The sequence below is a fragment of the Paraburkholderia sp. A1RI_3L genome (genome assembly GCF_048957895.1).
Taxonomy (GTDB): Bacteria; Pseudomonadota; Gammaproteobacteria; order Burkholderiales; family Burkholderiaceae; genus Paraburkholderia; species Paraburkholderia kururiensis.
Genome location: NZ_JARCHA010000003.1, coordinates 431,644 through 456,767 on the forward strand (window position 1 = coordinate 431,644; position 25,124 = coordinate 456,767).

Below are 25,124 nucleotides of genomic sequence, written 5' to 3' on the forward strand. Positions count from 1 at the left end.
GATCGCAGGATCGCCGGATCGAGCAGCGGACGCGCCGCAAGCCGGGCCCGCGCCTTGCGGCGGCCCGTCGCGAGGAGGGCATTGCCATGTGGATCGATACGCACTGTCATCTCGACGCGGCCGAGTTCGACGAAGACCGCGAGACGGTGGCGCGCGCGGCGCGGCAAGCGGGCGTGGGTCGCATCGTGATTCCGGCCGTGGGGCGCGAGAATTTTGCGACCGTGCGCGAGCTTGCGCATCGCGTGGAAGGCGGCACCTACGCGCTCGGCATTCATCCGCTCTTTACGCCGCACGCGGACGAAGCGGACCTCGACCGGCTACGCATGGAAATCGAAGCAAGCATGGACGACGAGCGCTTCGTCGGCATCGGCGAAATCGGGCTCGATTTTTTCGTGCCCGGGCTCGACGAGGAGCGCCAGCAGCACTTCTACCAGGCGCAACTCGAACTGGCGCGCGCGTTCGATCTGCCCGTGATCTGCCACGTGCGCAAATCTCAGGACCAGGTGCTGAAGGGGCTCCGACGGCACGGCGTGCATCGCGGCATCGCGCATGCGTTCAACGGCAGCTTCCAGCAGGCGCAGGCTTATCTCGATCACGGCATCCACCTCGGCTTCGGCGGCAATCTGACGTTCGAGCGTGCGCTGCAGATCCGGCGGCTCGCGCAGCAACTGCCGCTCGATGCGATCGTCGTCGAGACCGATGCACCCGACATTGCGCCCTCATGGATCTATCGCGGCCGCAACACGCCGGATCAGGTCTCGCGCATCGGCGCGGTGCTGGCCGAACTGCGCGGCATGAGTGAGGACGCACTCGCCCTCGGCACAACGGCTAACGCGCATGCCGCGCTGCCGCGGCTCGCACTTTCGTCTTCATAATCGTTTCCTGTTAGAGGTGGCCTCGCGCGGCTCGCCTTCGTCTTCGTTTGGCTTTTGCGCGACGAAGGGCGAGGCGGCCGCGCGGTTGGTTTTCGATGCGCTCGAAGCAACGCGTGGCCGGATGTCGTCCCGGCCGGGCGGCGTTCGTGCCGATACAGCTTCGCATCGGAAGGGGCCGCGCTGGATCGGGAGACGGCATGCGGGCAGTGTGGTGCGGGTTTGCGTTAGGCGTGGTGGGGTTGCAGCAGCAGGCGGCGTTGCCGGGCGGGCACGTTGTCATGGCGTGTTTGCTGGTTGCGGCGATGTCGGTGGGCGCGGCGGCTGCGATGTTGCGAGGCGGCCGCAGGCGATTCGTTCGTGCTGGTGGCTGGTGCGCCATCTGGATAGCCGCAGCCTGCATCGGATTCGTCTATGCGGCATGGCGCGCCGAGACGCGGCTCGCGTACGAGCTGCCCAAGACGTGGGAAGGGCGCGACATCGACGTGCAGGGCTATATCGAGAACCTGCCCGCCGTGGACGCCAACGGTGTGCGCTTTCAATTCGCAGTGGAATCCGCGGTGCTCGTGGGCGCGGCGACCGAAGCGACCGAAGTGGCCGAAGTGGCCGAAGCGCAGCGTCTTGCCGCGCCCAAACGCTTTGCGCGGCGCCTGCAGCTTTCGTGGATCGCACGTGACGCGCCGGTGCCGACGCTGGAACCCGGGCAGCGCTGGCGCCTCACGGTGCGGCTCAAACGTCCGCATGGCACGGCGAACTTCGGCGTGCGCGACGCGGAAGCTGCGCTCATTGCGCGCAACGTGCGAGCCACGGGCTACGTGAGCGCCACGCAGAACGCGCAGCGCCTCGCCGGCGACGAACGCGGCATGGGCATCGCGCTTGAACGCGCACGCATGGCGCTGCGCGAGCGCATCGTCGCAGCACTGGGCGACGCGCCGCATCGCGGCATCGTGGTTGCGCTTGCAAACGGGGCCCAGGATCTCATCGGCGACGACGACTGGCGGCTGATGCGGCGCACCGGCACGAGCCATCTGGTGGCGGTGTCCGGTCTGCATATCGGTCTGGTGGCCGGCATGGTGGGCTGGCTCGTTGCTGCCTTGTGGCGGCGCTCGTGTTTCGTCGGACGCGGCTGGCCGCTGATCGTGCCTGCTCAGAAAGTTGCCGTGGTCGGCGGTGCACTGGCGGCGGCCTTATATGCCGGGCTGGCCGGTTTCAACGTGCCGGCCCAGCGCGCGTTGTGGATGCTTGCCGTGATTGGGCTTGCGTTCGTGAGCGGCCGTCAGGTAGCCCGGTCCACGGCGCTCGCGTGGGCGCTCGGCATCGTGCTGGTGATCTACCCGTGGGCGGTGGTGTCGGCAGGGTTCTGGCTGTCGTTCGGCGCGGTCGCGGCCATCTTCTTCGCGATGTCGCGCACGGTACGGCGACGGGAAGCGGCGTCCGCGCACGGGCTCGATGACGTAGAGAGCGACGCGGATGGACTGCGCAGCCACGACCATCGCCCGCAACGAATGGCGCGACGAATGACGCAACGAATGGCGCAACTCGCAATACGCATTCGGCGAATGAGCGGCGCAGTCGGCGCATGGCTGCGCGAAGGCGCTCACGTGCAGTTCGCCGTGACCATCGCGCTCGCGCCGCTCACGGCCTTGTGGTTTGCGCAGATCCCGCTCATCGGACCGTTTGCGAATGCGTTCGCCATTCCCTGGGTGAGCGTCGTCGTGACGCCCATCGTGCTCGCCGGGTGCGTGCTGCCCGCGCCGCTCGATGCGCTGGCTTTTCGTGCCGCGCACGAATTGCTCGTGTGGCTCGCGGTGGCGCTGCAAGGGGTCTCGCGTCCTGCGTGGGCGCTGCTTCATGTGCCGACGCCCAGCGCCTGGGCGCTCGCCGCCGCGGCGGTGGGCGTGCTCTGGTGCCTCGCGCCGCGCGGCTGGCCGTTACGCTGGGCGGCGCCGCTCGCCTTGCTGCCGTTGCTCGTGCCGCCGCCGTCCGGGCCGGCCGAGGGCGCGTTTCGTCTGACCGCGCTCGACATCGGTCAGGGTTCCTCTGTGCTGATCGAAACGGCGCGGCACACCTTGCTGTTCGACGCTGGGCCCGGGCCCGAATCGACGCGCGCCGGCGAGCGCGTGGTCGTGCCGTACCTCGATGCGAGCGGCGTGCGGCGGCTCGATACGTTGGTGGTGAGCCACGACGACTCCGATCATTCGGGCGGCGCGGCGGCGGTGCTCGACGGTGTCGAGGTGGGGCAGATGCTGGCCGCTGTCGCGCCCTCGCACCCGCTGTGGGCGGCCGCGCGTGCGGCCGGCGCGCAGACCGTGCAGTGCGCGGCGGGGCAGCGCTGGCAGTGGGATGGCGTCGCCTTCGAGATGCTGTGGCCGGATCCCGGCCCGCTGCGCGGCAAGACCAACGAGCATTGCTGCGTGCTGCGCGTGACGGCCGCGGTGCCGGAAAGTTCGGCGATGGGCGCGGCAGCAGGCGCATCGGCGCGGGCCACTTCAAACGCTACGCCAGTGCCTGACCTGCCTGTGCCATCTGCACTCCTCAGCGCGGATGCAGACGCGCAAACCGAACGCGCGCTGATCGCCCGCAACCGCGCCGCCTTGCACGCCCAGGTGCTGGTCGTGCCGCATCACGGCAGCGCGACCTCGTCTACCGAGCCGTTCCTCGATTCCGTCGAGCCGCTCGTCGCGATATTTCAGGTAGGCTATCGCAACCGTTTCCACCACCCGAATCCGCGCGTGCTCGCCCGCTACGAGGCGCGCGACGCGACGCTCACGCGCAGCGACGTGGACGGCGCGGTCAGGCTCGATGTGGCGACGGTTCGGCGCGATGACGCGGGCGCGCAGGCGCAAAACGGGTCGTCGTCGCTCGTGCCTGAGCGCTATCGCGAGACGCATCGGCGCTACTGGATGGATCGCTAGCGCGAAGGCAGGAGCGAGCAGGTGGAACGGGCCTTCAGGCGCGGCACGGGCAACGCTTCCACGACCGGCGGCGAAGCGCAGCGGGACGCGAAGCATCCGCGAGCACCGTCGAGAACCATCAAGGAGACAACACGCATTTGAAGAACGTCATCCACTTCTCGCACGCGAACGGTTTTCCGGCGCCCACTTACCGGACGCTCTTCGCCGAACTCGCCGACGACTACGAGATCCGCTTCGTCGAGCGCATCGGTCATGACCCGCGGTATCCCGTCACGCGCGACTGGCCGCATCTCGTCGAGGAGCTGCTCGCGGACGTCGAACGTTCGTACGAGCAGCCGGTATGGCTCGTCGGTCATTCGCTGGGCGGGTATCTGTCGCTCATGGCGGCGTTGCGGCGCCCGCAGTGGGTGAGGGGCGTCGTGATGCTCGACTCGCCTGTGATCGCCGGCTGGCGCAGCAGCGTGCTGCGTGTCTCGCAGTGGACCGGGCTCGACGAGCGCCTCTCGCCCGCCGCGGCAACCCGCACGCGCCGCACGCACTGGGCGAGCCGCGACGAGGCGTGGCGGCACTTCCATGCGAAGCCGGCGTTCGCGCGCTGGGACGAGCGCGTGCTGTCCGACTACATCGACTTCGGTATTCCGCAAACGGCGCCCGACGGCGGCCGCTCGCTCGCGTTCGATCGGCGCATCGAATACCTGATCTACCGCACGTTGCCGCATACGCTCGGTGCACGGCTCGCGCATGGTGCGCCGGTGCCGGTCGGGTTCATCGCGGGCACGCGCTCGAAGGAGATTCGCCAGGTGGGACTCGCGGCGACGCAGCTCGCCGCGGGCGGCAACATCGAATGGATGGAAGGCAGCCATCTCTACCCGATGGAGCGGCCCATCGATACCGCGCGCGCGGTGCTCGGCATGCTGCGCCGGCTCGAACGCGAAGGGTAGCGGCGCGTTGCTTCGCGGCACCCTTCGCCGCACCCTCGCATGGTGATTTTTGCGGGGACGGATTCCAGGAAAGGCGAGCCTTTACGGTATAATCCGTTTTTCCCGCGAGCATCCAGCGATGACCAAATATGTTTTCGTCACCGGCGGCGTAGTTTCATCCCTCGGCAAGGGTATTGCCGCCGCCTCTCTCGCCGCGATCCTCGAATCGCGCGGTCTGAAAGTCACCCTCCTCAAGCTCGATCCCTACATCAACGTCGACCCCGGCACGATGAGCCCGTTTCAGCACGGCGAAGTGTTCGTGACGGAAGACGGAGCGGAAACCGACCTCGACCTCGGCCACTACGAGCGCTTCATCAGCACGAAGATGCGCAAGGCCAATAACTTCACCACGGGCCAGATCTACGAATCGGTGATCCGCAAGGAACGCCGCGGCGATTATCTCGGCAAGACGGTGCAGGTCATCCCGCACATCACCAACGAAATCCAGGCGTTCATCGAGCGCGGTGCGGCATCGGCCACGTGTGGCGAGCCGGACGTCGCGATCGTGGAAATCGGCGGCACGGTGGGCGACATCGAATCGCTGCCGTTCCTCGAAGCGGCGCGGCAGATGAGTCTGCGCATGGGCCGCAACAACGCGTGCTTCATCCACCTCACGCTGGTGCCGTTCATCGCGACGGCGGGCGAACTGAAGACCAAGCCCACGCAGCACAGCGTGCAGAAGCTGCGCGAGATCGGTATCTATCCGAATGTGCTGCTGTGCCGCGCCGACCGCCGCATTCCCGACGACGAACGCCAGAAGATTTCGCTCTTCTCGAACGTGCCGCAGGACGCCGTGATTTCGGTGTGGGACGTGGACAGCATCTACAAGATTCCGCAGATGCTGCGCGACCAGGGGCTCGACGCGATCGTGTGCGAGGAACTGAAGCTCTCGCCGAAGCCCGCGGACCTCTCCGTGTGGTCGGAGATGGTCGAGAAGCTCGAGCATCCGAAGCATGAAGTGACGATCGGCATGGTCGGCAAGTACGTCGATCTCACTGAGTCGTACAAGTCGCTCATCGAAGCGCTCAAGCACGCGTCGATCCATACGTCGACGAAGGTCAACATCGAGTACATCGACTCCGAGCAGATCGAGACCGAGGGCGTCGAAAACCTGAAGCACCTCGACGCGGTGCTCGTGCCGGGCGGCTTCGGCCGGCGCGGCACCGAAGGCAAGATCAAGGCGATCCAGTACGCCCGCGAGGCGAAGGTGCCGTACCTCGGCATCTGCCTCGGGATGCAGCTCGCCGTGATCGAGTTCGCGCGCCACGTGGTGGGCCTCAAGGACGCCAACAGCACCGAGTTCGATCCGGAAACGCCGAACCGCGTCGTCGCACTCATCACCGAGTGGTACGACCGCGAAGGCAAGGTCGAAAAGCGCGACGAGGAGTCGGATCTCGGCGGCACCATGCGCCTCGGCTCGCAACGTTGCCCGATCAAGCCGGGCACGATGGCCTCGGAGATCTACGGCAAGGACGTCAACGAGCGTCACCGCCACCGCTACGAGGTCAACAACCGCTTCGTGCCGCAACTGGAGACGGGCGGCCTCGTCATCAGCGCGCGCACGCCGAGCGAAGATCTGCCGGAAATGATGGAGTTGCCGCGCGATCTGCATCCGTGGTTCGTCGGCGTGCAGTTTCACCCCGAGTTCACGTCGACGCCGCGTGACGGCCATCCGCTCTTCAAGGCGTATGTCGAAGCGGCGCTCGCTTGCCAACAGTCGCGCGTCAAGGAGCAGGCATGAAGCTGTGCGGGTTCGAGGTCGGTCTCGACAAGCCGTTTTTCCTGATCGCGGGCACCTGCGTGGTCGAGTCGGAGCAGATGACGATCGACACGGCCGGTCGGCTCAAGGAAATTTGCGCGAAGCTCGGCGTGCCGTTTATCTACAAATCCTCGTACGACAAGGCCAATCGCAGCAGCGGTAAGTCGTTTCGCGGGCTCGGTATGGACGAAGGGCTGCGTATTCTCGGCGAAGTGAAGCGCCAGCTCGGCCTGCCGGTGCTGACCGACGTGCATAGCGAAGCGGAAATCGAACCGGTTGCTTCGGTGGTGGACGTGCTGCAGACGCCGGCGTTTCTGTGCCGTCAGACCGATTTCATCCACGCCTGTGCGCGTTCGGGCAAGCCGGTCAACATCAAGAAGGGCCAGTTCCTCGCGCCGCACGACATGAAGAACGTGATCGACAAGGCGCGCGAAGCGGCCCGCGAAGCGGGGCTCTCCGAAGACCGCTTCCTTGCCTGCGAACGCGGCGTTTCATTCGGTTACAACAATCTCGTGTCCGACATGCGTTCGCTTGCGATCATGCGCGAGACGGGCGCGCCGGTCGTGTTCGACGCCACGCACTCGGTGCAGTTGCCGGGCGGACAGGGCACGAGTTCGGGCGGTCAGCGTGAGTTCGTGCCGGTGCTGGCACGCGCGGCCGTCGCGACGGGCGTGGCGGGGCTCTTCATGGAAACCCACCCGCGCCCGGCCGAGGCGAAGTCGGACGGTCCCAACGCGGTGCCGCTCAACCGCATGGCGGACCTGCTCGAAACGCTGCTCACGCTCGACGAGGCCGTGAAGCGCAAGCCGTTCCTCGAGCACGATTTCAACTGATGCGCGTCCCGCGCGGGCGCGCGTCGTGTGGGGTGCCCGCCGCGAGCCGCGTGCGGCAGCGATGCCCGGACGATGCCCGGGCGGTTCGAACGCCGTCGTCGCCGTAAGAATTCAACGTCATTTCCTGAGGAAACCATGAGTGCAATCGTAGACATCATCGGTCGTGAGATTCTGGATTCGCGAGGCAATCCCACTGTCGAATGCGACGTGTTGCTCGAGTCGGGCACGATGGGGCGCGCGGCGGTGCCGTCGGGCGCGTCCACCGGCTCGCGCGAGGCGATCGAACTGCGCGACGGCGAAACCGGCCGCTACGGCGGCAAGGGCGTGCTGAAGGCGGTCGAGCACATCAACACCGAGATTTCCGAGGCAATCATGGGCCTCGACGCGTCGGAACAGGCGTTCCTCGACAAGACGCTGCTGGAGCTCGACGGTACCGACAACAAGTCGCGTCTGGGCGCGAACGCACTGCTCGCGGTGTCTATGGCCGTGGCGAAGGCCGCCGCAGAAGAAGCAGGGCTGCCGCTCTACCGCTATTTCGGTGGATCGGGCGCGATGCAACTGCCGGTTCCGATGATGAACATCGTCAACGGCGGCGCGCACGCGAACAACAGCCTCGACATCCAGGAATTCATGATCGTGCCGGTGAGCCAGCCGACCTTCCGCGAAGCGCTGCGTTGCGGCGCGGAAGTGTTCCACGCGCTCAAGAAGATTCTGTCGGACCGCGGCATGAGCACGGCCGTGGGCGACGAAGGCGGTTTCGCGCCGAACTTCGGCAGCAACGATGAATGCCTCTCCACGATTCTCCAGGCCATCGAGAAGGCCGGCTACCGTGCCGGTGAAGACGTGCTGCTCGCGCTCGATTGCGCAGCGAGCGAGTTCTATCACGACGGCAAGTATCAGCTCGCGGGCGAAGGCCTGCAGCTATCGTCAGCGGAGTTCACCGACTACCTCGCCACGCTGGCCGACAAGTTCCCGATCGTCTCGATCGAAGACGGCATGCACGAAGGCGACTGGGACGGCTGGAAGCTGCTGACCGAGCGCCTCGGCAAGAAGATCCAGCTCGTGGGCGACGACCTCTTCGTTACCAACACGCGCATCCTGAAGGAAGGCATCGAGAAGGGCATCGCGAACTCGATCCTCATCAAGATCAACCAGATCGGCACGCTGACCGAAACGTTCGCCGCCATCGAGATGGCCAAGCGCGCGGGTTACACGGCTGTGATCTCGCACCGCTCGGGCGAAACCGAAGATTCGACCATCGCCGACATCGCGGTGGGCCTGAACGCCGGTCAGATCAAGACCGGTTCGCTCTCGCGCAGCGACCGCATCTCGAAGTACAACCAGCTGCTGCGTATCGAAGAAGACCTCGGCGACATCGCGAGCTACCCGGGCAAGTCGACGTTCTACAATCTGCGTTGATGAACGTCAGCGCCGTTCCTGGTTTTTGATCCTTCCCCGTCGCCCTGCGTATAGCGCAGGGCGACTTGTATTGTCCGGCTCCTTTCATGCGGCTTGTCACTGTCGTTCTGATCATTCTGCTGGTGTTGATCCAGTACCCCCTCTGGTGGGGGCATGGCGGCTGGCTGCGTGTCCATGAACTGCAGCAGCAACTGGCCGAGCAGCAGAAGAAAAACGCAGACGAAAAGCTGCGCAACGAGCGCATTGCCGGCGAGGTGCAGGATCTGCAGAGCGGGACGTCCGCTGTCGAAGAGCGGGCACGCTACGAAATGGGCATGGTGAAGGACAGCGAGGTATTCGTGCAGTTCGTCTCGCCGAATGCGCCGCTGCCTGCATCGAACAACGTGGCGCCGAATACTTCGACGCGCGGGGAAGTTTCGGCGGCGCCCGTGCGTGTGGTGCCGAACCCGGAATCCCGTGCGAAGCCCGACAAGAAACATGCGCGCGCCGCAAAGGACGCGCACGGCAAGAACGTCAAGCCGAAGAGCACTGGCTGAACACCGGCATCGGTGACGCCATCCGTATTGTCACCATCCCCATCCCCAGCCCGGATAGCCGTATCCGATTCCCGTCCCCCAGCCGTGTCCCCACCCGCCGTCGTAGTAGCTGCCGTAGACCGTCATGGGCGCCGGCGGCGAGTAGTAGCGCGACCACGTTTCGGCCGCCTGTTCGGCGGCGATGGCGCGGTTCTGGTCGGCGAGCACCTGCTTGTCGATCGCGTCGTAACGTTGTCGTTCTTGTGGCGTCAATGCCTGGGCGCCTGTTGGCACGCCGGACTGGTCGGCGGGCAGGCGGCTATAGATGGGCGAGGGGCCCGGCGGGTCCATCATGCAGCCGCTCAAGGCGACTGCCACGCCCAGCGTCGACAGGGCGAAGCGCGTACGCAGCGCGAGCGAGGGACGGTTGTGAGCATTCATGGCGACCTCCATCGGTCGGACGCCTAAACAAGATCACCCCGCGAGGCGCCGCCGTTTAACACTTTCTGTTGCTTCCGCGGTGTCCTGACGGACTGAGCGGAAGCGATGCGCATTCGTGCCGGTTCAGCGCAGCAGTTCAGTGCCGCTGTCCGGCCGCGGGCGCGACTCCTTCTGAGAGACCGCTCGCGACGAAAAGTTGCGCGACGTCCACCGGGTCGAATTCATACCGCTGATTACAGAAGTCGCAATGAATTTCGACGTGGCCGCGTTCCTCGATCACGCTGTCCACTTCCGGGCGGCCCAGCATCTTGAGCATGGCGCCCACCTTTTCGCGAGAACACGAACACTCGAAGCGCGCCGGCGCCGGATCGAAATGGCGCACGTTCTCCTGCCAGAAGAGCCGGCGGAACACCGTCTGCGGCTCTTCCTTCAGCAGTTCTTCCTGCGAGAGCGTATTGCCGAGCGTGCACACGCGCTCCCACGTGTCGGCGTCGAGTTCGCCGGGATGCGGCACGATCCCGCCGTCGCCGGGCAGTTTCTGCAGCAGCATGCCGACCGCGCGTTCGGTGTTCGCTGCGAGCCACAGGCGTGTGTCCAACTGCTCGGAGTGGTGCATGTAGTGCTCGAGCACGGCCGCGACAGACTGCAGCGGACCGTCTTCGCCGTTGAGCGGCACGATGCCCTGATAAGGCTGCTGTCCTGGCACCTTGTTGTGCGGATCCAGCGTGATCACGCAACGGCCGTTGCCGTTGACGTTCACGAGATCGACAAGGCTTGCTTCTTCGCCGATTACATTTGGCGTGGCGTCTCCGTAGCGTGCCGTGGCACGCATCGACAACTCCGAATTGCACTGCACGACCAGCATCTTGACGGGCCCGTCGCCGAAGATCTGCATGATCAGCGTGCCGTCGAACTTCAGATTGGCGCACAGCAGCGCGCACGCGGCCATCATTTCGCCAAGCACGGTCTGCACGGGCGCAGGGTACGTCCGGCGCGTCAGTACTTCCTGCCACGTATTGCGCAGCGAGACGATCTCGCCGCGCACCGGGGCCGCACTGAACATGAATTTCTGCAACTGGTCGCTCACAATATTTCCTTCGCTGAATTACACGGCGTTGCGCTGCCTGCGCGCGGTGCCGTTGTCTTGCCTGTTCCTTGCCGGCGAGGCCTGCGGGATGCCCCGGACACGGATGATGTGTCGTGGTCAGGCGGCCCGCATCGGCACTAGCCGATCCGCACGAGGTTCGCCTTGAACCAGGCGCGGCGTTCCGCATAGTTGTCTGCGTTGCGGCGCAGCTTTGCGATGTCTTCCTCCGTTAGCTCGCGCACCACCTTGGCGGGCGCACCGAGGATGAGCGAGTTGTCGGGGAACACCTTGCCTTCCGTCACCACGGCCCCGGCACCCACCAGACAGTTGCGGCCGATCACCGCGCCATTCAAGACCACGGCCTGAATGCCGATCAGCGCGCCTTCCCTGATCGTGCAGCCGTGCAGCATGGCCTGGTGGCCGACCGTCACGCCGGCTTCGATCGAGAGCGGATAACCGGGGTCGGTATGCAGCACCGCGCCTTCCTGGACATTGCTGCCGCGGCCGATCGTGATCGGTTCGTTGTCGCCGCGGATAGCCGCGCCGAACCAGACGCTCGAATTTTCGTCCAGCGTGACTTTGCCGATGACGGTCGCCGTGTCCGCGACGAACACGCTTTCGTGGATGGTCGGGGCGGCGTCGCCAAGCTTGTAGATTGCCACGGGAAACTGTCTCCTTCAGATGGGATGGGGGCGCCGCTGGTTGGATGCGCGGGGCGCTGCAAGGTCAATCCCGTATTGTAAATGGATGCGTGAAGAGGCCGTCTGGCACAATGCCGCCGTGCGCCGCCGCGCCCGTTTTCCATCTTGCTGCCGTATGAATTCCGCCCGTCCCGACTCAAATTCCCCGGCCGTCGTCGCTGCGAGCCATGGCGAGGAAGCGGCTTTGCCGGCTGTTTCCCGCTCCGCCCCTTGCGCCAGCGGGCAGGGTGGGGCCGCCTGCTCGGCCGCCGCGAATGCTTTCGGCTCCGGGCTTCAGGTGACGTGCGCCCGCGCTGTTGCGCTGACTGTACTGACCGAGTGCGACCCGGCGACGAAGGCCCGGGCAGCAAGCGCGCTGTACGCAAGCGTGCTTGCCGGTACCGCCCAATGCGACCCGGCGCGAACGTTCGACGAACCGGCTGTGCTGCCGGGCCGCCCCGCACGGCCCGAACTGGTCGAACCGCGGTTACTCCAGCGGCGCAGCATGCGCACCGTAGAGGGGCGGGCGGCCCTGCTGCACGCGCTTGCGCATATCGAGTTCAACGCGATCAATCTTGCGCTCGATGCTGTCTGGCGCTTTGCCGGCATGCCCGAGCGCTTTTATCGCGACTGGCTGAAGGTTGCTGCCGAAGAGGCGCATCATTTTTCGCTGCTTGCCGCGCGGCTAGCCGACTTCGGTGCGACCTACGGCGACTTTCCCGCACACGACGGTCTGTGGGAAATGTGCGAACGCACGCGCGACGATGTGCTGGCCCGCATGGCGCTCGTGCCGCGCACGCTGGAGGCGCGCGGCCTCGACGCGTCGCCGCCCATTCGCGCGCGCCTCGTCCAGGCGGGCGACCATGCCTCCGCCGCCATCCTCGATGTGATCCTGCGCGACGAAGTGGGGCACGTTCTGATCGGAAACCATTGGTTCCGGCACCTGTGTGCGGAGCGGCGGCTCGATCCGCACGAGACCTGGCTCGCGCTGGCCGAGCGCTACAAGGCCCCGCGCCTGCGTGGTCCATTCAATTTCGACGCCCGGCGCGAGGCCGGATTCGACGAGGCGGAGCTGACCGCGCTGACAAAGCTCGCCGCCGGTGAAGACGCTGCTGGCGGAGATGGCTGAAAAAAGCGACGGGCAACCGGCGCAGCAGTACATCGAAGCCACAAAAAAGCGGTGCCCGGCGCCGGCTACTCGCTACCGCTATAATCGAACGATCATTCTTTTTTGCGGCAGGCGCACATGAATACTCCCCAGTCCGATTTCGTCATCGTCCGTGGCGTCCGTTTGCACACCTTGCGCTGGGGCCGCCCCGACGCCCCAACGCTGTTCATGTTGCACGGCTGGATGGACGTCGCCGCGTCGTTCCAGTTCGTCGTCGATGCCCTGGGCGGCGACTGGCAGGTCATCGCTCCCGACGCGCGCGGATTCGGTCTCTCCGACTGGCCGGTCGCCGAGCGCGGGGGCGGCACTTACTGGTTCCAGGAGTATCTCGCCGACCTTGACGCGTTGCTCGATCACTACGCGCCCGAGGGGCAGGTGAATCTCGTCGGGCACAGCATGGGCGCCAACGTGGTGTGTCTGTATGCGGGCGTGCGGCCCGAACGCGTGCGGCGCGTCGTGGATCTGGAAGGCTTCGGTCTCGCGCCGGCCCGTGCCGCGCAGTCGCCGGGACGGCTGCGGGCCTGGCTCGACGATCTGCGTGAGCCGTCAGCGCTGCGCCGCTACGCGTCGCTCGACGACGTCGCTGCGCGCCTCATCAAGACCAATCCGCGTCTGCACCCTGCGCGCGCGGGTTTTCTCGCGCGCCACTGGTCGAAGCCGGACGGCGAGGGCGGCTACATGCTGCTCGCCGACCCCGCCCACAAGCTGCGTGGGCCGCTGCTGTACCGGCTCGACGAAGTCACGGCGGTGTGGTCGAAGGTCGCCGCGAAGGTGCTTCATGTGGAGGCCGCTGCGTCGCCCACGCTCGCGCAATTGGCAGGCGACATTCCGCTCGACGAATTCAAGGCGCGTTTCCGCGCGTTTCCCGACTGGCGCGAGAAGATCATCGACGACGCCGGTCATATGGTTCATCACGATCAGCCCGAACAGGTCGCCGCGCTGATCGAAGCGTTCTGCGCGTGAGGCGGGGAATACGAGTTTGTGCGCATAAGGATTGCTTCTCGGACCGAGGTGGCACGATGGAGGCATATCGGGGCACCGCCCGCCTCGCGGCGGAGCCTGCCTTGCCTCAACCGCGCTTACTGCATTGCAGTAGAATGATTGCTTAACTTTTTTCCTTCCCAATGAACGCTGACCTGCACTGCCATTCGACCGTTTCAGACGGCCAGCTCGCGCCCGCCGTCGTGGCGCAGCGTGCGCACACGGGCGGTGTCACGCTGTGGTCGCTGACCGATCACGACGAGGTGGGCGGCCAGGCGCAGGCGCGCGAAGCTGCCGCGGCGCTCGGCATGCGGTATCTGTCTGGTGTGGAGATATCGGTCACCTGGGCATCGCGCACGGTGCACATCGTGGGGCTCAACATCGATCCGCAGAACGTTGATCTCGTGGCGGGCCTTGCGCGCACGCGCAACGGACGCGCGGCGCGTGCCGAAGCCATCGCCGAGCGGCTCGCCGAACTCGGCATACCGGACGCCTACGCGGGCGCACTCGAATTCGTCTCGAATCCCGATCTGATTTCGCGTACCCACTTCGCGCGCTTCATGGTCGAGAAGGGCTATGCCGCCTCGACTCAGGACGCGTTTACCCGCTTTCTCGGCGACGGCAAGCCCGGTTACGTACCGCATCGGTGGGCCAAACTCGAGGACGCCCTCCGGTGGATCAAAGGCGCGGGCGGTGAGGCCGTGATCGCGCACCCGGGCCGCTACGCCTATTCGCCGCTGGAGTTCGACGCGCTTTTCGGCGAATTCATCGACTTGGGCGGTAAGGCCATCGAAGTGGTGACCGGCAGCCACACGCCGGACCAGTACGCCGAATACGCCGCCGTGGCGCGTCGTTACGGTTTCGAAGCGTCGCGCGGGTCGGACTTCCACGCGCCGGGACCGGACAGCATCGAACTCGGCAGCCTGCCGCCGTTGCCCGACTACCTGACACCGGTCTGGGAACGCTGGCTGTGATGGCGCGCTGCGAACGGCGCGCCCGTTCGTCCGTCTTTGCCCATCGTTGCCTGTCTTCAGCCGGCGCGCTCGCCCATCGGTCCGGCCGACACCAGTCGGCACGGCTGGGGAGCGTCCCGCAGCGGACTTCCTGAACTCCGACCCATGTCCCAATACTTCCGGCTTCACCCCGACAATCCGCAGCCGCGGCTCGTCAAGCAGGCGGTGCAGATCATCAACGACGGCGGCCTCGTCGCGCTGCCTACCGATTCGAGCTACGCGCTCGCCTGCCATCTCGACGACAAGCAGGCCGTCGAGCGCCTGCGGCGCATTCGTGGACTCGACGAACGTCAGCTGCTTTCGCTGCTCGTGCGTGATCTCTCGGAACTCGCGAACTTCGCCATGGTGGACAACCGCCAGTACCGGCTGATCAAGTCGGTCACGCCGGGCCCGTATGTGTTCGTGCTGCAGGCGACGAAGGAAGTGCCGCGGCGGCTCTCGCATCCATCGCGCAAGACCATCGGCCTGCGCGTGCCCGATCACGCGATTACGCTCGCGATCCTCGAAGAATTGGGTCAGCCGCTCATCGGCTCCACGCTGATCGTGCCGCCCGACACCGCGCCGCTCAACGATCCCGAGGAAATCCGCGAGCGGCTCGAAAAGCAGATCGATCTCGTCATCGACGGCGGCGCGTGTCCGTGCGAGCCGTCCACGGTGATCGATCTGACGGGCGAAACGCCGGTGCTCGTGCGCGCGGGCCGCGGTAGTCTCGCGCCGTTCGGGCTCGAAGAGACGGCATGAGGGCGCCGCCCGGATACAATAGCCCGCTATGGATTCTTCCTTGATACAGACCATCGTCGTCTACGCGCTGCCCGTCATCTTCGCCATCACGCTGCACGAGGCGGCCCACGGCTACGTCGCGCGCCTGCTGGGCGACAACACCGCCTACATGATGGGCCGCGTGTCGTTCAACCCGATGCGGCACATCGATCCGCTCGGCACCATCGCGATCCCGCTCGTGCTGTATTTCCTGACCAGCGGCGCATTCATGTTCGGCTATGCCAAGCCCGTGCCCGTCACGTTCCGCAATCTGCGCGATCCGCGCTGGGGTAGCCTGTGGGTCGCACTCGCGGGGCCCGCGTGCAACTTCATCCAGGCGCTCATCTGGGGCGTGTTCGGCGTGGTGCTCGCGGTGCTGGCCGTCGACGAGCCGTTCTTCACGCGCATGGCCGCGGCCGGCGTGGGCGTCAATCTCGTGCTCGGCGTGCTGAACCTGTTTCCGCTGCCGCCGCTCGACGGCGGCCGCGTGCTCGCCGCGCTGCTGCCGGCGCGCTCGTCGATTGCGCTTTCGCGCCTTGAGCCTTATGGCTTTTTCATCGTGATGGCGCTCGTGGTCACCGGCGTGCTGACGAGGTTCTGGCTTCAGCCGCTCGTCGCGCTCGGCTACGCCGCGATCACCGCAATTCTGACTCCCCTTGTTTCGCTCTTTTCATAACACCATGTTCCCAGACCGTATCTTCTCCGGCATGCGACCCACGGGGTCGCTGCACCTCGGCCACTACCACGGCGTGCTGAAAAACTGGGTTCGGCTGCAGTCCGAGTACCCGTGCTTCTTTTGCGTGGTCGACTGGCACGCGCTCACCACGCACTACGAAACGCCGGAGGTGATCGAGGGGAACGTCTGGGAAGTGCTGATCGACTGGCTCGCTTCGGGCATCGATCCGGCCCAGGCCACGCTCTTCATCCAGAGCCGGGTGCCCGAACACGCGGAACTCGCGCTTCTGCTCGGCATGAGCACGCCGCTCGGCTGGCTCGAACGCGTGCCGACCTACAAGGAGCAGATGGAGAAGCTCAAGGACAAGGACCTCTCGACCTACGGCTTTCTCGGCTATCCGGTGCTGATGGCGGCGGACATTCTGCTGTACCGCGCCTCGCTCGTGCCCGTGGGCGAGGACCAGGTGCCGCACGTCGAGATGACGCGCGAGATCGCGCGCCGCTTCAACTACATGTACGGCCGCGAGCCGGGCTTCGAGGAGAAGGCGCTCGAAGCGGCGAAGAAGCTCGGCGGCAAGCGCGCCAAGCTCTACCACGAACTGCGCAACGCGTACCAGCAAGAGGGTGACGACGAGGCGCTCGAACAGGCGCGCGCCATGCTGCAGGAGTCGCAGAGCCTCTCGATGAACGACCGCGAGCGGCTGTTCGGCTATCTGGAAGGCGCACGCAAGATCATCCTGCCCGAGCCGCAGGCGCTGCTCACCGAAGCGTCGCGCATGCCGGGTCTCGACGGCCAGAAGATGTCGAAGTCGTACGGCAACACCATCGGCCTGCGTGAAGATGCCGAAACGATCACGAAGAAAGTGCGTACCATGCCGACCGACCCGGCGCGCGTGCGTCGCACCGACCCGGGCGATCCGGACAAGTGCCCGGTCTGGCAACTGCATCAGGTCTATACGGACGAGACGACGCACGAATGGGTGCAGAAGGGCTGTCGCTCAGCGGGCATCGGTTGCCTGGAGTGCAAGCAGCCGGTGATCGAAGGCATTCTGCGCGAGCAGCAGCCGATGCTCGAGCGCGCACAGAAGTACATGGACGACCCGTCGCTGCTGCGCGCGATTGTCGCCGACGGCTGCGACAAGGCCCGCAAGTTCGCCACCGAGACGATGCGCGACGTCCGCGAGGCCATGGGTCTCGCGTACAGCTGATAAATGGCTTCGATGTCCGGCTGTGGGGCGAATCCCGGTGGCGCGAGCGGCGGCCGCGCGTCTGGCGACGGCTCGCTGGCCGCAGCGCCCGAGCCATCGCGCTGGGTGCGCCGCTGGGCGCATCTCGTGAGCCCCGGTGGCCCGGTGCTCGACGTTGCATGCGGCAGCGGACGGCACGCGCGCTGGTTCGCCTCGCGCGGCCATCCTGTCGTCGCCATCGACCGCGACGCCGCGGCGCTCGCCGCCTTGCGCGATGAGGCCGGCATCGTGACCGTGCAGGCCGACATCGAGAACGGCCCATGGCCCCTCGACGATGGCCGGAAGTTTGCCGCCGTGATCGTCACGAATTATCTGCACCGGCCGCTCTTCGCGCGCTTGCTGGATTCGCTTGCGCCGGGCGGGGTGCTGCTCTACGAAACTTTCGCGCAGGGCAACGAGACGGTGGGCAAGCCGTCGAATCCCGCGTTTTTGCTCGCGCCGGGGGAACTGCTCGATGTGGTGCGGCCGCGTCTGCGCGTGGTCGCGTTTCAGGACGGTTTTCTCGCCACGCCTAGGCCGGCGTTCGTGCAGCGGATCTGCGCAGTTCTGGTGCCAGAACGGCACGCCGACTCCGCGGAATCCTTACCTCCCGCTCGTTACGATCTGGCTGGCTAATCCGTTACAATCCCGGTTTATCCGATTAATTTGACTGGCGTTTCATGGCTAACGGCACTCAGGACGGCATTATTTTCCGCGGCAGCATCCCCGCGATCGTCACCCCTATGCACGAAGACGGCAGCCTCGACCTGCCGGCGTTCCGCAAGCTGATCGACTGGCATGTGGAAGAGGGCACGGATGCGCTGGTAGTCGTGGGGACGAGCGGCGAATCCGCCACGCTGTCGGTCGAAGAACACATCCTGATGGTCAAGACCGCGGTGGAGCACACGGCGGGCCGCATTCCCGTGATCGCGGGCTCGGGCGGCAATTCGACGGCCGAGGCCATCGAGCTGACCGAGCGGGCCAAGGCCGTAGGCGCCGACGCCACGCTGCAGGTGGTGCCGTACTACAACAAGCCCACGCAGGAAGGCATCTATCGCCACTTCCGCAAGATTGCTGAGACGGTGGACCTGCCGGTCATCCTGTACAACGTGCCGGGGCGTACGGTGGCCGATATGTCGAACGAGACGATTCTGCGTCTCGCCGACGTGCCCGGCATCGTGGGCGTGAAGGACGCGACGGGCAATATCGACCGCGCGGCGCATCTCATCAAGGCCGCGCCGGCCGGTTTCTCGATTTTCAGTGGTGACGACCCCACCGCGATCGCGCTGATGCTGCTGGGCGGCCACGGCAATATTTCCGTGACGGCCAACGTGGCGCCGCGCGCCATGAGCGACCTGTGCAAGGCCGCGCTTGCCTGCGACGTCAAGACGGCACGCGCCATCCACCTGAAGCTGCTTTCGCTGCACAAGAACCTGTTCATCGAATCGAACCCGATTCCGGTGAAGTGGGCACTCGAGGCGCTCGGGCGCATCGAAGGCGGTATCCGGCTGCCGCTCACGCCGCTCGACGCCCGCTATCACGAGGTCGTGCGCGCCGCGCTGCGTGAGGCCGGACTTTCCGGCGTGTCCGGCGCATTGGCCTGAACCCGGCCGCAGGTAGCGTAGCCCAGGTTGCGTGGTATTCCCCGCCCGGCATTCCTCTAACCGACGTCGACACCGCTCTCGTTCCGTATCGAGCAAGGCACCGCGTTCCAGCATCACGAAGGACCCCATGAAACGTTCCGTATTTTCTCTGAACGCAGCCCGCATGGCGGCGCTGGCGCTCGCCCTTGGTTCGCTCGCCGGTTGCGAGTCGCTGAACGACTGGTTCGCGTCCGACCGCGTCAACTACAAGGACACGCCTAGCGCGCCCGCGCTCAGCGTGCCGAAGGACCTGTCGGCTGCGCAGCAGGATCAGCGCTACGTCGCGCCGCCCGCGAGCCTTGCGCTCGGCGGCGCACCGCAACGCGCCGTCACGGCGGCCGGCAACGCCACAGAAGGCACGCCGAACGCGCAGGATCCGCTCGGCATGCACGTGGAGCGCGACGGCGACCGCCGCTGGCTCGTGGTGGACGGGCGCACGCCGGAACAGCTGTGGCCGCAGCTTCAGGCGTTCTGGCAGGAGAACGGTTTCACGCTGACCACGGACGCGCCGGCCACCGGCATCATGTCGACCGACTGGGCGGAAAACCGCGCGAACATTCCCGACGACTGGTTCCGCCGCACGATTGGCCGCGTGATCGACTTCGCCTATTCGTCGGGCACGCGCGACCGTTTCCGCACCCTCGTGTCGCGCGGACCGAATGGCGCAACCGACATCTCCATTACGCACAGCTCGATGGAAGAAGTGCTGACGGGCCAGGACAAGACCTCGTCGCGCTGGGTGGAGCGTCCGCGGGATCCGGCACTCGAAGCCTCGTTCCTCTCGAAGCTGATGCAGAAGTTCGGTCTGACCGATGCACAGTCGAAGCAACTGCTGACGGACGCCCGCACCAGCACGGCGCCGGCGCAGCTCGACAAGAGCGCGGGTGCCGCGACGCTCGATCTGGCCGAATCGTTCGACCGCGCCTGGCTGCGCGTCGGCCTGGCGTTGGACCGCACCAATTTCACCGTGGACAACCGCGATCGCACGAAGGGCATCTACTACGTGCGCTACGCGGATTCGATGGAGGAACTCAAGGGCGAGGGTCTCCTTGGCAAGCTGTTCTACAGCGGATCGAAGTCGAGGAAGCCGGGCCAGGAGTTCATGGTCAACGTGCGAGCCAAGGGCGACGCGCTGACGCAAGTGGCCGTGGTGGACGCCAATGGCCAGGTCGACACGTCGTCGGAAGCGCAGCGCATCGTGTCGCTGCTTCACGCGCAACTCAATTAAGCCCGCCCGTGCGCTTCGCCAGTCTTGGAAGCGGCAGCGAGGGCAATGCACTGATCGTCGAGGCATCGAGCGGCGCGACCGTCACACGCGTGCTGCTCGATTGCGGTTTTTCGGCGCGCGAGATGGAGCGGCGCCTCGCGCGCGTCGGCTTCGAGGCCGGGCAGCTCGACGCCATTCTGATTACCCACGAGCATAGCGACCACATTGGCAGCGCCCTGACGCTTGCCCGCAAGTGGTCGATTCCGCTCTACACGAGTTGGGGCACCGCGCGCGCCGTGGGTGCCGACGAGGCCGACGTCGAGCTCAACGTGTTGTGGGGCGACGAGGCGGTGGCGATCGGCGACGTGCATGTCTTGCCATACACCGTTCCGCATGACGCGCGGGAGCCGTTGCAGTTCGTGTTTTCGGACGGTGCGAACCGGCTCGGTGTGCTCACCGACGTCGGCACATCGACGCCGCACATCGGCACGGTGCTCAGCGGCTGCGACGCCCTCGTGCTGGAGTGCAATCACGACTTGCAGATGCTGGCCGCGAGTCGCTATCCGCCTTCGCTGAAGGCCCGCATAGGCGGCGCCCATGGGCATTTGAACAACGAGGCGGCGGCCGGCATCCTCGCGTCGCTCGACCGTTCCCGGCTTCGTCATCTGGTGGCCGCGCATCTGAGCCAGGAGAACAATACGGCGGAACTCGCGCGGACAGCGATGGCGACGGTGCTCGGCAACGCGGCGACGGAAATAGGTATCGCGACGCAGGCCGACGGCTTCGACTGGCTGACGCTCTGAGGATCGCGTCCGCGCGACGCGTCGCCGCTTAAGCCCCAAATCAAAACGCCCATGACCGTCAGGCCATGGGCGTTTTGATTGTTGCTGAAGATTGCTTAATTGCGGTTGCCGCCGAAGATGCCCAGCAGTGCCAGCAGGTTCGTAAAAACGTTATAGAGATCCAGATAGATCGCGAGCGTGGCAGTGATGTAATTCGTTTCCCCGCCGTTCACGACACGCTGGACGTCGAACAGCATGTAGGCGGAGAAGATCACGATAGCCAGCACGGACACCGTCAGCATGAGCGCGGGCAGATGCAGGAACATGTTGGCGATGCCTGCCAGCAGGATCACGATGACGCCCATGAACAGCCACTTGCCGAGGCCCGAAAAGTCGCGCTTGCTGACCGTGGCGATGGTCGCCATGGCCGTGAAGATCACACCGGTGCCACCGAACGCGAGCATGATCAGCGACGGCCCGTTGGAAAAGCCGAGGATGAAGGCGAGTAGCCGCGACAGCATCAGGCCCATGAAGAAGGTGAAACCGAGCAGCACGAACACGCCGGCGGCGCTGTTCTTGGTGCGCTCGATGGCGAACATGAAGCCGAACGCGATTGCGAAGAATGCGAGCAGGCTCATGGCGGGGCTGGTGGCCGCGAACAGCGAGAAGCCGGTCGCCACGCCCACCCACGCGCCGAGTACGGTGGGCACCATCGACAGCGCGAGCAGCCAGTAGGTGTTGCGCAGTACGCGGTTGCGGGTTTCGGCCGCTACAACGGTACCGCTGCGGCCGAAATTGTAGGGATATTCGTTCATGGTTTCTCCTTGCGTCAGACGCGGATGTTGCGCGGTGGTCCCGGTGAAAGGGCGGCGGCGGGCGGTTTTTGTGCGCCGCACGCCAGGTCACATTCCTAAGATAAGCGCGGCGCCCCGGAGTTTCAACGCGCTGCCCGGGCGCTGCGTTTCTTTGCGGATTAAATCCCTGGATCCTTTCGGATATGTAAGGGTTCAATCGCAATCATACATGGGATCATGCTACAATTGCAGATTCGTTTGAATTTGTAACCTCTTAATTTTCTGGAGTTTTTATGGCGATCGAACGCACCCTGTCGATTATCAAGCCGGACGCAGTGGCCAAGAATGTGATCGGTCAGATCTACAGCCGCTTTGAAAATGCCGGCCTGAAGATCGTCGCTGCCCGTATGGTCCAGCTGTCGCGCGCCGACGCTGAGAAATTCTACGCCGTGCACGCTGGCCGCCCGTTCTTCAAGGACCTCGTCGACTTCATGGTGTCCGGTCCGGTGATGGTACAGGCTCTGGAAGGCGAAAACGCCATCGCGAAGAACCGCGAGCTGATGGGCGCCACCGACCCGAAGAAGGCCGAGAAGGGCACGATCCGTGCGGACTTTGCCGACAGCATCGACGCCAATGCCGTCCACGGTTCGGATGCGGCCGAAACGGCGCGCGTGGAAATCGCGTTTTTCTTCCCGGAAGTCAACGTCTACTCGCGCTAAGCTGGTAAACGTTCACCGGCAGCAATACGGTCGCGAACGGCGCGGTTTTCAGGCAGCACGGCAATGGTGTCGCCGGAAGGCCGCCTCGCACTGAAATGGCAGGATTCGACATGACGAGCAGTTCAACCGTCAACCTTCTCGATCTCGACGCCCAAGGCCTCGTCGCATACTGCGAGCGCCTCGGCGAGAAGCCGTTTCGCGCCAAACAGCTTCAACGCTGGATTCACCAGTACAACGCCGCCGACTTCGACGGCATGACGGATCTCGCCAAATCGTTGCGCGAGAAGCTGAAAGGCCGTGCCGTCATCAGCATGCCGCACATTCTGTCGGACCATGTTTCGGCCGACGGTACGAGAAAGTGGCTGATCGACGTCGGCAACGGCAATGCCGTCGAAACCGTGTACATCCCGGAAGAGACGCGCGGCACGCTCTGCGTGTCGTCGCAGGCAGGATGCGCGGTGAATTGCCGGTTCTGTTCCACTGGCAAGCAGGGTTTTTCGCGCAATCTCACCACGGGCGAGATCATTGGCCAGTTGCGCATGGCCGAGTTCGCGCTGCGCGCCTCGCGGGGCGCCGAAGCAGGCGGCCGCGCCGTGGGTGGCGAGGGCAAGGGCGAACGTGTCGTCACCAACGTGGTCATGATGGGCATGGGCGAGCCCTTGCTCAACTACGATGCGGTCGTGCCGGCCATGCGGCTGATGCTCGACGACAACGCCTACGGCCTGTCGCGCCGCCGCGTCACGTTGTCGACCTCGGGTGTCGTGCCGATGATGGATCGACTCGGCGCCGATCTGCCGGTCGCGCTCGCGGTGTCGCTTCATGCTCCGAACGATCCCTTGCGCGACGAACTCGTGCCGCTGAACCGCAAGTACCCCTTGCGCGAGCTGATGGCCGCCTGCGAGCGCTACCTGAAAGTGGCGCCGCGCGATTTCATCACGTTCGAATACTGCATGCTGGACGGCGTCAACGATACTGAAGCGCATGCACGCGAACTGCTGGCCGTGACGCGCGACGTGCCGTGCAAGTTCAACCTGATTCCGTTTAATCCGTTCCCCGAATCCGGGCTGATCCGTTCGAAGCCGGAACAGATCAAGCGGTTCGCTCAGGTGTTGATGGATGCGGGCGTCGTGACCACGGTGCGCAAAACGCGCGGCGACGATATCGACGCGGCCTGCGGCCAGCTCGCGGGCGCGGTGAAGGACCGCACGCGACTTGCGGAGCGCACAGGCCGCGGTGCTGGGAAAGTGATCGAGGTACGTGCGGTTTGAAGGAAGTGGTAAAAGGCGCGGCGACGCATGGCGTCGCGGCTGCCGATGTCGTCGGCCTGCGGGGAACGGGCCGGAGAGTTGCGGGAAAACAGGTGAAAAGCGGGGCGGCGAGTCGAACACGATCTGTCGCGACACGTCGCAATTGCGATCGGATGCGGCACACAGGCCGCGCATTTTGTTATAAACGGTCTGCACATCCGGTACGGCCGGGTGGCATAAACAAGAATCGACGCAAGGATTTGGGATGAGCGAGCCGCAGCAGCCATACGGGTCAGACAGGAACATGGCGCGTCCGCTACCAGGCGCGACGCCAGAGCCGGCTCCGGCGCAGCCTGCGGTGCAGCCGGTGCCCGATTCCCTCGCAGCACTGGGGGCAAGACTCGCGCAACTGCGCGAAGCGAAGGGCTGGACCATTGACGACGTGTCGGCCCGGCTCAAGGTTTCCGCGGCCAAGCTGCGAGCCCTGGAAGCCGGCGACGTCAGCCAGTTGCCCGATACGACCTTCGCGCTCGGCGTCGTGCGCAGCTACGCGAAGATGCTGGGGGCGGACCCCGCGCCATTCACCCAGGCGCTGCGGCGCGAAAAGGGCGTGCCGCAGCCTGATCTCAGCATGCCCGCGTCGGCAGGCGCTGATCTGCCGCGGGGACGCGTGTCGCTGTCGCTCGGCGGCAGCCAGTCGCGCCATCGTTCGTGGCTTTGGGGCATCGCGGCGCTGGTAGTCGCCGTGATTGCGCTCGCGATGTGGCACAACAACGGCGGTGAGTCGTCTGCGTGGCTCGCGCGGCTGAAGGCAAGCGCCAACGGCGCGACGGCAACCGGCCCGCAGGTGGCGTCGGCCACGGTCGCGCAAGGCGAAACGGCTGGGGCACAGCAGGCGTCCGGCGCGGAGGCGGCAGCGGCAGCGTCGAACGATCAATCCGCCGCTGCGGGCAGCGACGCGCAAGCCGGGCAATCGCCGGGCGGTGCGTCGGCAGCTTTGCCGGCGGTCGCGTCGCCGGGTGTCCAGCCCGGCACGGCCGCCAGCGCAGCGCCCAGCACCGCGGTAGTGCAGACGGCAAGCGCCCCTGCAGTTACGACGGCATCCGGCGCCTCCGCGGCGGCCTCTCCGGCGGCCGGGCAGTCCACCGTCGCTGTGCGCGTGACGCAGGACAGCTGGTTCAGCGTCCGGCAGAAAGACGGCAAGGAAGTGTTTTCCGGTATCGTTCGCGCTGGCGAATCGCGTGAGATCGCCGGCGAGCCGCCACTGAAGGTGACCATCGGCAACAAGGCCGGTCTCGAGTCGATCACGCTCGACGGCCAGCCGGTCGATACGGCCAAATATGCGGCGGCGCGGGGCAATGTGGCACGCTTCGTCCTGCCCTGATCCTGTCAAGGCATGCGCCGCGGTC

General features: G+C 65.7%; 24 protein-coding genes. 20 read left to right on the forward strand and 4 right to left on the reverse strand.

Translation table 11 applies throughout. From position 1 onward, the window contains the following. The first annotated feature begins 86 nt into the window (after positions 1–86). From PXJ20_RS11700 to ftsB, 7 genes are all read left to right on the forward strand, one after another. Positions 87–875 (forward strand): TatD family hydrolase, encoded by a 789-nt coding sequence (locus PXJ20_RS11700; RefSeq protein ID WP_421031007.1) that lies wholly within the window; start codon positions 87–89, stop codon positions 873–875. Between the two features lie 197 nt (positions 876–1,072). Next, the gene (locus PXJ20_RS11705) at positions 1,073–3,787 is read left to right on the forward strand and encodes a ComEC/Rec2 family competence protein (protein ID WP_421030775.1); all 2,715 of its coding nucleotides are present in this window, start codon (positions 1,073–1,075) and stop codon (positions 3,785–3,787) included. A 137-nt stretch (positions 3,788–3,924) separates the two neighbouring features. Next, complete coding sequence (locus tag PXJ20_RS11710; protein ID WP_017778009.1) at positions 3,925–4,728, forward strand: alpha/beta fold hydrolase; 804 nt, start codon at positions 3,925–3,927, stop codon at positions 4,726–4,728. A 118-nt stretch (positions 4,729–4,846) separates the two neighbouring features. Further along, positions 4,847–6,508 carry a CTP synthase gene (locus tag PXJ20_RS11715; RefSeq protein ID WP_421030776.1) on the forward strand — a complete coding sequence of 554 codons (1,662 nt, stop codon included), beginning with the start codon at positions 4,847–4,849 and terminating at the stop codon, positions 6,506–6,508. Then, positions 6,505–7,359, forward strand: coding sequence for a 3-deoxy-8-phosphooctulonate synthase (gene kdsA / locus PXJ20_RS11720; protein WP_126875731.1), 855 nt, complete (start codon positions 6,505–6,507; stop codon positions 7,357–7,359). Before PXJ20_RS11715 ends, kdsA begins: the two co-directional genes overlap by 4 nt. A gap of 135 nt (positions 7,360–7,494) precedes the next feature. Then, positions 7,495–8,778: a phosphopyruvate hydratase gene (gene eno / locus PXJ20_RS11725; protein WP_017778012.1), complete on the forward strand. Its 1,284-nt coding sequence runs from the start codon at positions 7,495–7,497 to the stop codon at positions 8,776–8,778. Positions 8,779–8,864: 86 nt separating this feature from the next. Beyond that, entirely contained in the window at positions 8,865–9,314 is a 450-nt protein-coding gene (gene ftsB / locus PXJ20_RS11730; protein ID WP_126875730.1) for a cell division protein FtsB, read from the forward strand. A gap of 30 nt (positions 9,315–9,344) precedes the next feature. Here ftsB and PXJ20_RS11735 read toward each other — a convergent pair whose 3' ends face one another. The 3 genes from PXJ20_RS11735 to PXJ20_RS11745 form a co-directional block, all read right to left on the reverse strand. Then, positions 9,345–9,734 (reverse strand): hypothetical protein, encoded by a 390-nt coding sequence (locus tag PXJ20_RS11735; RefSeq protein ID WP_017778014.1) that lies wholly within the window; start codon positions 9,732–9,734, stop codon positions 9,345–9,347. 136 nt (positions 9,735–9,870) lie between these two features. Further along, positions 9,871–10,821 carry an Hsp33 family molecular chaperone HslO gene (gene hslO, locus PXJ20_RS11740; protein WP_042301048.1) on the reverse strand — a complete coding sequence of 317 codons (951 nt, stop codon included), beginning with the start codon at positions 10,819–10,821 and terminating at the stop codon, positions 9,871–9,873. A gap of 137 nt (positions 10,822–10,958) precedes the next feature. Beyond that, the gene (locus PXJ20_RS11745; RefSeq protein ID WP_413213671.1) at positions 10,959–11,483 is read right to left on the reverse strand and encodes a gamma carbonic anhydrase family protein; all 525 of its coding nucleotides are present in this window, start codon (positions 11,481–11,483) and stop codon (positions 10,959–10,961) included. A gap of 316 nt (positions 11,484–11,799) precedes the next feature. Here PXJ20_RS11745 and PXJ20_RS11750 point away from each other — a divergent pair, with 316 nt between their 5' ends. From PXJ20_RS11750 to PXJ20_RS11795, 10 genes are all read left to right on the forward strand, one after another. Further along, the gene (locus PXJ20_RS11750) at positions 11,800–12,630 is read left to right on the forward strand and encodes a ferritin-like domain-containing protein (RefSeq protein WP_421031008.1); all 831 of its coding nucleotides are present in this window, start codon (positions 11,800–11,802) and stop codon (positions 12,628–12,630) included. 117 nt (positions 12,631–12,747) lie between these two features. Continuing rightward, positions 12,748–13,632 carry an alpha/beta fold hydrolase gene (locus tag PXJ20_RS11755; RefSeq protein ID WP_421030777.1) on the forward strand — a complete coding sequence of 295 codons (885 nt, stop codon included), beginning with the start codon at positions 12,748–12,750 and terminating at the stop codon, positions 13,630–13,632. A gap of 161 nt (positions 13,633–13,793) precedes the next feature. Continuing rightward, positions 13,794–14,624 (forward strand): 3',5'-nucleoside bisphosphate phosphatase, encoded by an 831-nt coding sequence (locus PXJ20_RS11760; RefSeq protein WP_421030778.1) that lies wholly within the window; start codon positions 13,794–13,796, stop codon positions 14,622–14,624. A 144-nt stretch (positions 14,625–14,768) separates the two neighbouring features. Then, on the forward strand, positions 14,769–15,404 hold the full coding sequence (locus tag PXJ20_RS11765; RefSeq protein WP_277597818.1) for an L-threonylcarbamoyladenylate synthase: 636 nt from the start codon (positions 14,769–14,771) through the stop codon (positions 15,402–15,404). 28 nt (positions 15,405–15,432) lie between these two features. Further along, on the forward strand, positions 15,433–16,098 hold the full coding sequence (locus PXJ20_RS11770) for a site-2 protease family protein (protein WP_421030779.1): 666 nt from the start codon (positions 15,433–15,435) through the stop codon (positions 16,096–16,098). Between the two features lie 4 nt (positions 16,099–16,102). Further along, positions 16,103–17,305: a tryptophan--tRNA ligase gene (locus tag PXJ20_RS11775; RefSeq protein ID WP_026122090.1), complete on the forward strand. Its 1,203-nt coding sequence runs from the start codon at positions 16,103–16,105 to the stop codon at positions 17,303–17,305. Between the two features lie 3 nt (positions 17,306–17,308). Next, positions 17,309–17,959: a class I SAM-dependent methyltransferase gene (locus tag PXJ20_RS11780; RefSeq protein ID WP_421030780.1), complete on the forward strand. Its 651-nt coding sequence runs from the start codon at positions 17,309–17,311 to the stop codon at positions 17,957–17,959. A 44-nt stretch (positions 17,960–18,003) separates the two neighbouring features. Further along, complete coding sequence (gene dapA / locus PXJ20_RS11785; protein WP_199541469.1) at positions 18,004–18,927, forward strand: 4-hydroxy-tetrahydrodipicolinate synthase; 924 nt, start codon at positions 18,004–18,006, stop codon at positions 18,925–18,927. Positions 18,928–19,054: 127 nt separating this feature from the next. Continuing rightward, positions 19,055–20,194 (forward strand): outer membrane protein assembly factor BamC, encoded by a 1,140-nt coding sequence (gene bamC / locus PXJ20_RS11790; protein WP_026122092.1) that lies wholly within the window; start codon positions 19,055–19,057, stop codon positions 20,192–20,194. A gap of 8 nt (positions 20,195–20,202) precedes the next feature. Continuing rightward, on the forward strand, positions 20,203–20,976 hold the full coding sequence (locus PXJ20_RS11795; protein ID WP_126875723.1) for an MBL fold metallo-hydrolase: 774 nt from the start codon (positions 20,203–20,205) through the stop codon (positions 20,974–20,976). 95 nt (positions 20,977–21,071) lie between these two features. Here PXJ20_RS11795 and PXJ20_RS11800 read toward each other — a convergent pair whose 3' ends face one another. After that, the gene (locus tag PXJ20_RS11800) at positions 21,072–21,770 is read right to left on the reverse strand and encodes a Bax inhibitor-1/YccA family protein (RefSeq protein WP_017778027.1); all 699 of its coding nucleotides are present in this window, start codon (positions 21,768–21,770) and stop codon (positions 21,072–21,074) included. Between the two features lie 272 nt (positions 21,771–22,042). Here PXJ20_RS11800 and ndk point away from each other — a divergent pair, with 272 nt between their 5' ends. From ndk to PXJ20_RS11815, 3 genes are all read left to right on the forward strand, one after another. Further along, positions 22,043–22,468 (forward strand): nucleoside-diphosphate kinase, encoded by a 426-nt coding sequence (gene ndk / locus PXJ20_RS11805; RefSeq protein ID WP_017778028.1) that lies wholly within the window; start codon positions 22,043–22,045, stop codon positions 22,466–22,468. Between the two features lie 110 nt (positions 22,469–22,578). After that, the gene (gene rlmN, locus PXJ20_RS11810) at positions 22,579–23,736 is read left to right on the forward strand and encodes a 23S rRNA (adenine(2503)-C(2))-methyltransferase RlmN (RefSeq protein ID WP_126875722.1); all 1,158 of its coding nucleotides are present in this window, start codon (positions 22,579–22,581) and stop codon (positions 23,734–23,736) included. Between the two features lie 244 nt (positions 23,737–23,980). Further along, positions 23,981–25,099, forward strand: coding sequence for a helix-turn-helix domain-containing protein (locus PXJ20_RS11815; protein WP_421030781.1), 1,119 nt, complete (start codon positions 23,981–23,983; stop codon positions 25,097–25,099). Positions 25,100–25,124: the final 25 nt, after the last annotated feature.